This is a genomic window from Longitalea arenae, assembly GCF_016924755.1.
GTDB lineage: Bacteria > Bacteroidota > Bacteroidia > Chitinophagales > Chitinophagaceae > Niastella > Niastella arenae.
This window is the reverse complement of the sequence record NZ_JAFFJX010000001.1, coordinates 191,069-203,361: the sequence shown is the minus strand read 5'-3', so window position 1 is coordinate 203,361 and position 12,293 is coordinate 191,069. Positions and strand designations below refer to the sequence as shown.

9 protein-coding genes are annotated in these 12,293 nt (G+C 45.6%); 2 read left to right on the top strand and 7 right to left on the bottom strand.

Annotation, left to right across the window (positions count from 1 at the left end; translation table 11 throughout):
• Positions 1-16: 16 nt before the first annotated feature.
• From JT717_RS00860 to JT717_RS00830, 7 genes are all read right to left on the bottom strand, one after another.
• Entirely contained in the window at positions 17-1,174 is a 1,158-nt protein-coding gene (locus JT717_RS00860; protein ID WP_205508230.1) for a cytochrome c oxidase subunit II, read from the bottom strand.
• 71 nt (positions 1,175-1,245) lie between these two features.
• Positions 1,246-2,469, bottom strand: a complete 1,224-nt coding sequence (locus JT717_RS00855; protein WP_205508228.1) for a quinol:cytochrome C oxidoreductase — start codon at positions 2,467-2,469, stop codon at positions 1,246-1,248.
• Positions 2,470-2,503: 34 nt separating this feature from the next.
• A complete protein-coding gene (locus JT717_RS00850; RefSeq protein WP_205508227.1) occupies positions 2,504-3,208 on the bottom strand; it encodes a c-type cytochrome in 705 nt (234 codons plus the stop codon).
• Positions 3,209-3,225: 17 nt separating this feature from the next.
• Positions 3,226-3,822, bottom strand: a complete 597-nt coding sequence (locus tag JT717_RS00845; protein ID WP_205508226.1) for a DUF3341 domain-containing protein — start codon at positions 3,820-3,822, stop codon at positions 3,226-3,228.
• A 65-nt stretch (positions 3,823-3,887) separates the two neighbouring features.
• Positions 3,888-5,339 carry an NrfD/PsrC family molybdoenzyme membrane anchor subunit gene (gene nrfD, locus JT717_RS00840; protein WP_205508225.1) on the bottom strand — a complete coding sequence of 484 codons (1,452 nt, stop codon included), beginning with the start codon at positions 5,337-5,339 and terminating at the stop codon, positions 3,888-3,890.
• 113 nt (positions 5,340-5,452) lie between these two features.
• Positions 5,453-8,629: a TAT-variant-translocated molybdopterin oxidoreductase gene (locus tag JT717_RS00835; protein WP_205508224.1), complete on the bottom strand. Its 3,177-nt coding sequence runs from the start codon at positions 8,627-8,629 to the stop codon at positions 5,453-5,455.
• A 147-nt stretch (positions 8,630-8,776) separates the two neighbouring features.
• Positions 8,777-10,060, bottom strand: a complete 1,284-nt coding sequence (locus JT717_RS00830; protein WP_205508223.1) for a c-type cytochrome — start codon at positions 10,058-10,060, stop codon at positions 8,777-8,779.
• Between the two features lie 254 nt (positions 10,061-10,314).
• Here JT717_RS00830 and purN point away from each other — a divergent pair, with 254 nt between their 5' ends.
• Entirely contained in the window at positions 10,315-11,244 is a 930-nt protein-coding gene (purN, locus tag JT717_RS28310; RefSeq protein WP_240347766.1) for a phosphoribosylglycinamide formyltransferase, read from the top strand.
• A gap of 162 nt (positions 11,245-11,406) precedes the next feature.
• A complete protein-coding gene (locus JT717_RS00820) occupies positions 11,407-12,063 on the top strand; it encodes a hypothetical protein (protein ID WP_205508222.1) in 657 nt (218 codons plus the stop codon).
• Positions 12,064-12,293: the final 230 nt, after the last annotated feature.

The window sequence follows — 12,293 nt, the reverse complement described above, 5'->3', positions numbered from 1 at the left end:
CTGTTTCGAATTTGACCTATTTATGTGCTGCTACCAGGTTTCCTTTGGGTACTACCGCACCAGCTCCTGCAGCTGCAGTATCTGCCGGCTGTGCAGCAGGTGCAGGTTGCGCACCAGGTTCAGTGATCGCAGGATCACCCGCTTTTGTAGGCGCCTTGTAACCAGGCTGTTGTTTCGCCCGCCATAAAACAAACTCATCGCGGGTTACTACTTTAATAAGCCCTTTCATTGAATAGTGGCCGTTACCACACATTTGATCGCAGGCAATCTCATATTCAAAATTGGGATTATTGGTAATTTTTTTCATTTCCTCTGTAGTATACTTAGGAGTAAACCACATAGTTGTTGGCGTACCTGGAACGGCATCCATTTTCATGCGGAAATGAGGCAGACCCACGTCATGGATCACATCGCGTGAATTGATGATGAGTTTCACCGGTTGATCTTTGATCAGGTACATAGCCGATGTTTGAATAATATCATCATATCCGGTGGGGTCGGCTTTCAGGTTCTGAACACCATTGGGCGTTTCCATGGTAGAATCTTTCCACAGCATGCCGAGGATATTGCCATCGGCTTCATCGATCATGCGGAAATATTTCTTACCAAACACATTGTCCTTGCCGGGATAGCGATAGATCCAACCAAACTGGCGGCCGGTGATCTCTACCTGCATTGCGTTAGCAGGCGCTTCGCCGGTGATCTTGAACCAGTAATACAAACCGAAACCTACCAGGGTACACAGGGCAATAGCAGGAACGGTTGTCCATAAAACTTCCAGTTTGTTGTTATGGGGATAATAGAAAGCTCTTCTTTTATCGCTGTATTGGTATTTATAAGCGAACCAGAATAATAAGATCTGCGTAATGAAAAACACAATACCGGTAATGAGCAATGTAATCTTCAGCATGGTATCGATGTTCTCGCCGTGCTCGGAAGCTGAAGGATAGGGCATCAGTGTTTTATGATACAACGCTTTGTTGCACCAGTATACCCCGATCAGACCCAGCACCAGGAACACTACCATCAGGAAGCCATTGATCTTGTTATTTTGTTCGAAGGACTTTTTTTCTCCTTTTAATACGGAGACATACTCACTCGCCTTGGCTATCTGAAATGTTATCAGAAACCCAAGCGCCAGAATAGCTAACAAAAATAATCCGGTAGTTGTCATGATCTTTCAATAATTTTTATACTATCGAAACTAAGTTCGTTGTTTTATAAGTATCACACCTGTGTTGCCGGTTAGGTATGATGGATAATACTTTCTTTGATGAACGGATGATTTTTGGCAACCAGCGGCGCTTTTGTCAAAGCATTTCCTACTGCATACAGTATCAGCCCTACAAAGCCGGCAGCCACACCAAAATCGAACAGGTTCAGGGTAACATGATCAGGGAACAGGCTGGCGTGGATCATTTGATAGAAATCCAACCAGTGACCGAATATGATCAGGATCGCCATAAACGTAACCGTAGTATAGTTTCTTTTTGATCCCCGGCGCATTAATATTAATAAAGGAGCCAGGAAGTTTATACAGAACATAAACCAGTACAGGCCAGTGTACGGACCACTGTGGTTCTTGCTGGTTACGCGCGATTTGAAATAAACAGTTTCTTCAGGAATGTTTGCATACCAGATAAGCATGTATTGTGCAAACCACAGGTATGTCCAGAAGATTGAGAAAGCGAACATGAATTTACCGAGGTCATGGATATGTTCTTCGTTGGCAAACTCCAGGTAACCCTGGTTTTTGAGGAACACCACAAACAGGGTGATGAGGGCCATACCGCTCACAAAAGTACTGGCGAAAGTATACCAGCTATACATGGTAGAATACCAGTGTGCATCAATACTCATTAACCAGAACCAGGGCGTAACAGACATTACTGTCAACGCAAACCATACGATGAAGATGGCAGCCCAAACGGTATTTTTGAAGATATATCTGCGGCCAGTTTCAGGATCACCCAGGGGCGCATTGTCGGTTTCCCGGGATAACTGGCGCATTTTATAACCCAGTACGATCCACAAACCAATGGTAAGGATGGTCCAGGTAATGAAAAATCCTTTATTCAAAAAGGCTGATTTGCCTTCCAGGATCTTATCACCGTGTGGGTGCAGCCAGTGATAAACATGGGGGTCAACAGTGACCAGGCATATTAATACTATAAAGGCTATAATACCCAAAGGAATAACTGCAACAGAAATGGCTTCTGTAACCCGTCCGAAAGTCAGTTGCCAGCCCCCCATAGCCAGGGTAGTGGCGCAAAGGAAAAACATGGCAGCGTTGGTTACCAGCAAAAAGAATACGCTGTTCTGCAACATGGTAGCCCAAAATCTTGCCGGATGTTCACCGGTTCCGTATAAGAAAAAACCGATGATAACAGATAAAATGCCGACTCCCATCAAAGCCAAAGACCAGGTTCTGTATCGTGCGGGGATGGCGAAAACTTCTTTAATAGCCATTATCAGTAATTTATATGTTCTGTGTTCGTATCAGTTATTTTTTTGTTGTATCAGCAACGGGTTGAGCGCCTGTGCCCGGACCAGTACCCGGATCTTTTACAGCGGCAGCAGAATCAGCCGGTTGAGCCGGGGTTGCCGCTGCAGCTTGCTGCTTGCCACCACCTTGTTTTGATTTCACATAGTGAATGATCATCCAGCGTTGTGTAGTGCTCAGCTGAGAAGCATAACTTCCCATCTGCCCTCTGCCATAAGTAACAGAATACATCATCTGGCCTTCAGGCATATTTTCATATTTGGCCTGGCCAACCAGTTTGGCAGGAGCTGCTGCGTACGGTCCATTGCCACCATTGTACAGGGGGCCATTACCATCAAGCGCAGTACCATGGCAAATACCGCAGTTAACAAGATATAAACGTTCTGCTTCTTTCATCTGAACGGCATTCAACGCTGGTAAAGGATTAGCGATCTGCATAGATGCAATGTAGTTGGCAGTGTCGCCAGCTTTATCTGCCAGCAGTGGGAAAGGCAGTAATTCGTTGCGTTTGATAGTACCAACTACCGGCATGCGGTTATAATTAATACCCTGCTTCGCGAGTGTATCTATAGGCGCATAGGTTTCGATGGCCCGGCTATAACCCATATCAGGCATATACACGCGGCCCGGACTTCTACGTACGTCACTGCAACTCCAAACTATCACAGCCATCACTAAAACAGAAATAATTGATAATTTTTTCATCTTTAAGTATTCAGATATTATGCAGAAACAGTTTCGCTTTGACCTTCAACAAACAATTTTTGTTCTTTATCGTATCTGCCTAACCACCAGCCGGTTTCGGCATTCTGTACATTCACTTCTGTGGCGCCAAGACCGGTAAGGAATGAACTAACTTCACTTTCGTTTGTCTTACTGGTTAACTCAATAACCATTACAAACTTATCATCGGTAGCACGCAGGTGGAAGTGATGCTTTTTTACAAAAGGTGCTAACTGGCACAGGTACATGAAAGTGATCACCATACCCACGCAGGAGCACAATACGGTAAACTCAAAAGTGATAGGTATCCACGCTGGTAATGCGAAATGCGGTTTACCACCAACGTTCAACGGAAAGTCTGCAGTAAATACCCATGTCATGAATGATAACATGGAAGTAGTACCAAAAATGGCGTATAAGAATCCGGCTGTGTGCAGGCTGGTATCCCTTAATCCCATGGCTTTGTCTAAGCCGTGGATGGGAAATGGGGTATACACATCATGCAGTTTATAACCTGATTTGCGTACTTTTTTAACGGCATCAAATAACGGCCCCTCATCATCAAAACAACCAACAACAAATTTTTTAACAGCCATATAAAGATTTTGATAGTTCTTATTTCGGATTTCTGTAATTCTATATTTCCTTTCTATCGTAACTATTAATGATGGTCGTGATGAACCTCATTATAGAAATGCTCAGTACTTTCCTTTTCAATATGATACATATTCTTCTTGTAGCTTTCACCTGATTTCTTCAGGATGTGCTTGATCTCAGCCACCGCAATTACGGGGAAGAATTTCGAGAACAGGAAGTAGCAGGTGAAGAACAAACCGAAGGTACCCAGGTAGAAACCGATTTCCCAGATAGTAGGTGCATAGTAAGTACTCCAGCTACTGGGCAGGTAATCGCGGTAGATAGAAGTAACAATGATCACAAAACGTTCGAACCACATACCGATGTTTACGATCACCGACATGAAGAAGGTAACGACCAGGTTGCGGCGCAGTTTCCGGAACCAGAAGATCTGCGGAGAGATCACGTTACATCCCATCATCAGCCAGTAGCTCCAGCCATAAGGGCTGAACAGGTTCAACCTGTTTTGAGCGAATGCCCAGCCTTCATTCGGGTTTTGACCATACCATGATATGAACAACTCGGTCAGGTAGGCAACACCTACAATAGAACCGGTCAATACGATTACTTTGTTCATCACCTCGATGTGCTCGATAGTGATATATTCTTCGAGGTTCAGCACCTTACGGCTGATCAACAGCAGGGTTTGCACCATCGCAAAGCCCGAGAAGATGGCACCCGCAACGAAGTAAGGCGGGAAGATGGTGGTGTGCCAGCCTGGAATAACGGAAGTGGCGAAGTCGAAAGATACCACCGTGTGCACTGATAATACCAGGGGGGTACTCATACCAGCCAGTACCAGTGATAAACTTTCATGGCGTTGCCAGTGTTTGGTAGAACCAGTCCACCCGAATGACAGCAGACCATACATAAATTTACGCCATTTCAACCGGGCGCGGTCACGTACGGTAGCGAGGTCAGGGATCAAACCAGAATACCAGAACAATAATGATACAGTGAAATATGTAGAGATCGCGAATACGTCCCACAACAGCGGTGAGTTAAAGTTTACCCATAACGGACCGCGGGTATTGGCATAAGGAAGTACGAAGAAGGCCATCCAAACGCGACCCATGTGCCAGATCGGGAACTGACCGGCGCACATTACCGCAAAGATGGTCATCGCTTCAGCGGCGCGGTTCACCCCTGTTCTCCATCCCTGGCGGAACAGCAAGAGGATCGCCGAGATCAGTGTACCGGCGTGACCGATACCCACCCACCATACGAAGTTGGTGATATCCCAGCCCCAACCGATTGTTTTGTTCAGGTTCCACTGACCTACCCCATAGGTTACCTCCCGGTAAATTGAATACACACCAAAAAGTAACAAACCAACTGAGATAAGAAAACCGATCCACCAGAGGCGGGTTGGGTTTGCTTCAATAGGACGCACAATATCTTCCGTTACCTGGTGATAATTCTTATCATTTTCTACCAGCGGAGGTCTTACTTGCGATTCGTATCTTAATAATGCCATGTTATATGCTTTTAGCTATTACCTTCCTGCCTTCGGCCGGAAAAATGTTAGCCGGGAAATTTATATGTCTGTGGTGAGTGGTTCACCTTTCAAACTCTTTTTTAACCTCTAACTTACTTATGTTCTGCGCCATGTTCAACGGCAGGGGTATGGGTTGAACCACTAACACTGGTTCCCAGTACACCGCCATTGCTGATCTCATGTGAATTTCTCACTTTGGCCAGATAGTTCACATTCGGCATAGTGTGAATTTCTTCCAGCGCGAAGTAAATACGGTTATCGTTCTCTTTCCGTGTTTTGAAGATCGCGCTATCTGTATTGTTCACATTACCGAACACGATAGCATCAGCTGAACATGCCTGCTGACAGGCAGTCTGGAAATCGCTATCCTGTAAAGGACGGTTTGCTTTTTTAGCTTCCAGTTTACCAGCTTGTGCTCTTTGTACGCAGAATGAACATTTTTCCATTACACCGCGGCTGCGAACCGTAACATCGGGGTTCAGCACCATACGGGTAAGATCATCGTTCATCATCAGCACTACATCGTCGAGGTTTCCTTCATCAACCAGCGGTTGTTGGTTGTTTTGGAAGCTGTCGGCGCCGGTATAATCGGCCCAGTTGAAACGACGTACTTTATAAGGACAGTTATTGGCGCAATAACGGGTACCGATACAGCGGTTGTAAGCCATCATGTTGATACCTTCAGCACTGTGGTGCGTAGCAGCCACCGGACATACGTTTTCGCAAGGCGCGTTGTCGCAGTGCTGGCACAGCATCGGCTGGAATACCGTTTGAATGCTTTCCGCATCATCGGGATTACCACTGAAGTAACGGTCGATACGCAACCAGTGCATATCGTGGTAACGCATTACCTCATGTTTACCTACGATTGGAACGTTGTTCTCGATATGACAGGCTACCACACAGGCACCGCAACCGAAACAGCTGTTCAGGTCGATGCTCATGCCCCATTTGATGCCCGGACGCTCGTACACGGGATAAAGGGTGCCCTCTTTCTCAAATTTCTCGAGACCGCCGAAATTCTTCAGTTCAGCAGCTCTTTCGTTGCGAACGATCGCAGGTTCTTTTTTATATTCATCCAGCGATACTTCACGGATAACAGAATGGCGGCCTTCGTAGCTGTTATGTGTTTGTGCCTGGGCAACTTTGTAAAAATCGCCGGTTTTGGACACTTCAGCCATTCCACTCCATTCAAAGGTTGCACCGTTGAAGTTCAAAAACGGATAGGCGTTCTTACCTAAAGTACCGCCATCAGCAGCCATTACAGCGCGGCCCACACCTTTATCGCGGCCGTAACCAACGGCGATCGCAATGGTATTTTCCTGTGTACCCGGAACTACTATAATAGGAAGTTCTACTTCTTTACCACGAACTTTAACCTTGATAACAGGCTTCTTTACATTAACCTCGTAGTCATCGGCAGATCCTCTGTCGTTCAGATCGATGCCAAACAGTTTTTTGGCCACTACGGGCGATACGATCGCATAGTTATCCCAGCTTACGCGCGTGATAGGATCGGGCAGTTCGAGCAACCAGGGGTTGTTCGCTTGTTTACCATCACCAACACCCACTTTTTGATAGATCACCACTTCATACTCACTGTTCTTTTTCATGGCGTTGGCCGCGGAAACTGCCTGGGCTACTGCAGCACCATTGAAGCCGCCAGCGCCCGTATCTGCAGCAGGGGTTTCAATTACACCGTCCTGCAATGCTTTATTGAATGTGTTCTGGCTGCCTAATTTTGCGATCCAGAAGTTCTTCAGGTAAACATCCCAACGGGTGTTATTGCCCGCCCAGTTCAACAATGACTGTTCAAAAGGTCTTGACTCGAACAGCGGATTGATAGTAGGCTGTATCAGGCTCACATGACCGGCTTTCGGTTCAGCATCACCCCAGCTTTCGAGGAAGTGAGGAGCCGGTAATACATATTTACACAATTGAGTTGTTTCGTCTCTTCTGTCGTTAAAAGAAACAGACAGTTTAACGGCTTTCAACCCTTTCTTGAAACGTTCTGCGTCGAAATATTCGTAAGCAGGATTGGCGCCATAGATCAGCAGGGCTCCTACCCGGCCGGCTTCCATATCCTGAACCAGGGCAACCATTTCGCTGTCAACACCCTGGTGCATCAGAATGGGGGCCGCCCAGCTGATGGTAGAACCGTAGGCACCGATGGCTTCGTTGATGGCGTTTACAATGATCTGAACCTGTGTATTGTTGCTGCCGCTTATCACCAGGCCTTTGCCCCTGTTGGCAACCAGGTCTTTAGCCGCTTTTTCAATTCCTGCTTTCAATTTGCCAGTAACGCCTGCAGCACCCTGGCCGTTCACAGCGCTTAATAAAGCAGCTGCCACGATACCTGCCTCAGAAGGGCGGTGTACAAAACGCTCGTCGGCAGCAGCACCGGTGGTGCTCATCATGCTTTCGAACTGGTAGTGTTTGCTCATGTCTAACTTCGTCTCCGTAACCTTACGGTTCTTGCTGTAGCCATGCTGGAATTCAACAGGGCTCAACCAGGTACACAGGAAGTCAGCGCCAAGGCTCACTATAGTTTGTGCATTTTCGAAATTGTAAGAAGGGATAGCACGTTTGCCAAAAGTAGCTTCGTTGGCCAGTAACATCCCGCTGTAAGAAACGGCATCGAACTGAACGTGCTTGCTGTTGGGGTATTTTGCTAAGAATTCTGCGATAACCTGTTTGGTAGAAGGCGAATTGATGGTAGAAGTTAATAATACCAGCTGACCACCGCCGATGGCGGCTAAAGCGCCCTTGATATCGCGGTCAATTACTTCGTAACTCGTAGCTGAGTTGTTTGCCATCGGATGGCGTAAACGGGCTGTATCATACAGATCGAGCACCGAAGCCTGCATCCGGGCTGAAGAACCACCTTTAGTGAAAGTGGAAAGGGTATTACCTTCTAATTTAATGGGACGTCCGTCGCGCACTTTGGCTACAACCGGAATTGCTTCACCGCCACTCACATAAGTAGTAGCATAGTAATCAGCAACGCCAGGCACCATATCCTGCGGCTTATTTACATAGGGGATCGCCTTTCTAACCTTAGTTTCGCAACTGGCTGCGGCGATTGCGGCCGCTGTACTAAAACCAAGATATTTCAAAAAGTCTCTACGGGAGGCAGGACTGGTTTCCAATCCTTTTTTATCTGCACTTTCAAACGGCAATTCTTCCTTGAATTCGTTCGAAATCGTCTTTTCATAGGCCTCACTGTTATTGAGCTCTCCGAAACTCTGCCAGTACTTTTTATTAGCCATTTATCTTTTGATTTGAAAATTTGATAATTCAATAATTTGATAATGTAACCATCAGAATTTTATACGGCTGCATGATCAAATATTACATCTAAACGGGTTAAGAAACTCATCAGCACATTAGCAAATCGGCACATTAGCACATTGCTATTAGTAGTGACATTTTTGACACTCTAATCCACCGATATCATTCACTGTTACACTATCTCTCTTGCCTTCTTTGATCTCGTCGTGATATTTTTTATAGATGCTGTAGAACTTATTGCCTTCTTCGCCCTTACCGCCAAAGTTAACTTTAGTCGTGCGGTGACAGTTGATACACCAGCCCATGCTCAGGTCGGCAATTTGTTTTACTTCATCCATTTTCTGAATGTCGCCGTGGCAGGTTTGACATTGTACCTTACCAGCATTCACGTGTTGCGCGTGGCTGAAATATACGTGATCAGGCAGGTTGTGAATTTTGATCCACTGAACTTCTGAACCTTTACCGCTGTATGTTTTGGTAGCGGGGTTCCAGCCGGCAGCTGCATAGATCTTTTGAATTTCTGCAGTTCCGTTCACTTCAGTACCATCTTCGCGGAACAGTTTACCGGCGCTGCCAGTATATTCACTGATGGTCATGTGACAGTTCATACAAACATTCACCGAAGGAATGTTGGCATGTTTACCTTCCATAGCACCACCGTGGCAATACAAACAGCTGATCTGGTTTTGACCTGCGTGTACCTTATGTGAGTAGTAGATCGGTTGTTCTGGTTGATAGTTTGTACTGCGGCCTAAACCGATAGCACCTTTCACTATATAATATCCGCCAACTACGAAAAGGATCAGCGTTAAGATAGTGATGTAAGATTTGTTGCGATAGAATGGGATCGGCTCGTAAGAAGGAACACCCTCTCTGTCGTCGGCCAGCTTTTTAAGATTGCTGTTCACCTGCAACATGATCAATGCAACAATGGCAAGGATCAGAGTGAGTACGCCATACAGGATCGAGTTATCACTTTCACCCATCACCTGGGCACCTGATGCTCCCTGTGGTGTGCCTGTTGAGGCAGTGGGCGGGCCGGCTTTGAATGTTTTCTCTACGTAATCAATTACGGCATCGATCTCTTTTTCTGACAATGATGGAAACGGCGTCATTACCGTACCGCCATACTTTTGCTTCAACCCTTGGGTATAGGGATCAGAAGCCATAAACTTAGCCGGATTATGAACCCAGTCGTAAAGTTTTTTACGATCAGTCCAGGGGCCACGTGTTGTTACTCCACCTAATGCCGGGCCGGTAAGATCTTTGAACACAGCGTGACAAGAAGCACAGTTATCCTGGAATATTGCTCTACCATCCTGGGCTAAAATCTTATTTCCGAACGACAATAGTAAAAAGAACAATGCACTGAAGAGGGTTCGCTTAACGTTTGCTCTATGATCAATCATATTGTTGGATATGATGAAATTATGTGGAAAAATTTCCCGAATTGGGTGCAAAAATAAGTCAGGAAATTAACAAAATCACAACCTGTTTAAAATTTTTTTAATGCAGGCTGGGCGCGGGTTTCAGCCGATTTTACCCCCTCTGTTAAAACGGTTCAGTCAGAAATGTCATGCTTTTGTCAATGTGACAACTAACTATTTCAACACAGGTAAATTGACTTTTCTTCACCCCAAATTTTTCCTGCACTTTTGCGTTCATGTTTCAACGGCTGAAACAAAAATGGAACGTATCTGGCACCCAGTTATTTTTAATACTGTGTGTTTTTGCTGTTACCGGCACAACCACCGCCTGGTTAACGAGGCAGGTGACTATATGGTTACAGCTGAACGCATCCTCTTTTTGGTACTGGGCCATTAAGATCGGTATCCTGCTCTTCGGCTACCAGGTACTAATTCTTCTCTTCTCCATTCCTTTCGGACAATTCAATTTTTTCTGGAAGTATGAAAAGAAGATCCTTCAACGGATGAAACTAATCGGTAACAGGTCAACAGATAATGATAACTCCCCGAATAAGAACTTAAACGTAGATATTAATAATATGCAGACTATTAACGTTGCCATCTTTGCATCGGGTACAGGAACGAATGCGCAAAAGCTCATTGATCATTTCCGGCAACAATCCCAAATTAAAATAGCATTAATTGTTTGCAACAAACCAGGCGCTGGCGTATTATCAATTGCACAAAGAGAAAATATTCCCACTTTATTAATAGAGAAGGAACAGTTCTTTCGCGGCAATGCCTACGTCGACGAAATAAAACAACATAATGTAAATTTTATTGTACTCGCAGGCTTTTTATGGAAAGTTCCCCTTGCATTGATCCAGGCGTATTCCCAACGTATTATTAACATACATCCCGCCCTGTTGCCCAAGTATGGCGGTAAAGGTATGTATGGCCGCTTTGTTCATGAAGCAGTGATCGCTGCCAAAGACAAGGAAAGTGGTATCAGCATTCATTATGTTGATGAATTGTACGACCACGGGAAACTCATCTTCCAGGCACGCTGCACTGTCGATGAAAACGACAATGCCGACACACTGGCCGAAAAGATCCATGCACTGGAACATGAGCATTATCCCCTCATTGTTGAGAAACTGATCCGCGAACTGCAAAATCGCCGTTAAAATTGGCCGGTTTGTATATATGTCATTTTCTTGCAGTAATATCACAATCTTAATTACACCAGCTTGATCTTAAAACGGTACATAATTCTGATTTTACTGGTTTCCTGTTCGTTTACCACCCTTTGCCAGGTACAAATACAGGTTAAAGGGAAAGTATTCGATATGACACAACAGATCCCGTTGGCATCGGTGAGTGTAATGAGCACAGGCGGCACAGGAACGAGCACCGATTCGCTGGGCCGGTATTCGCTGTATGTAAGGGATACCGACTCCATCTGGTTCTCTTACCTCGGCAAAGGCACGCCCAAATATCCCGTAGCAGGGATCCCCAATCAGCAGAACTTTGAAATTTCCCTGCATGTAAATGTTACTGAACTAAAACCCATTATGGTAAAGCAGCGGAATTACCATCTCGATTCTCTTGCCAACCGCGAAGAATACGCTAAAGCATTCAATTATAAAAAGCCCGGCCTCGGCATCGTTACCCCCACCACCCAAAATGCAGCCGTGGGTGTTGACCTTGACCAGCTAATAGACGTATTTAACTTCCGCAAGAACCGGCGTATGGCGGCATTCAGGGACCGGTTGATCCTGGAAGAAAAAGAAAAGTTCATTGATCACCGATTCAGCCGGCCATTGGTGGTGCGCCTTACGGGGCTGCGCGGCGCCGAGTTGGATACCTTCATGAAACGCTACCGCCCCGATCTCGTATTTATAGAAACCGCTACTGACTACGAACTGCAATCTTATATTAAGCAGAGCTTTGAAAAATACACGAAGTTGAAGCAAATTATGGGCGAGTTGAGAAAGGAAGACTAACCGGTCACCAGTTACCGCTTGCCGGTTTTCAAAACGCTTATTCCGTCACAGAGGATGACAATGGGCACACTGTTACCTCAATGGCGCTGCAGTAAGCCTGTATTACCCGGTAACTTCAAAAACATGTATTGTTATCTGGTAACCGGTGACCCTATTTCCCGGTCGTCTGAACCATGAAACACCTAACTGCTTTCCGGCGATCCGGCAACCGGTAAGTTTTCCATGCCTTG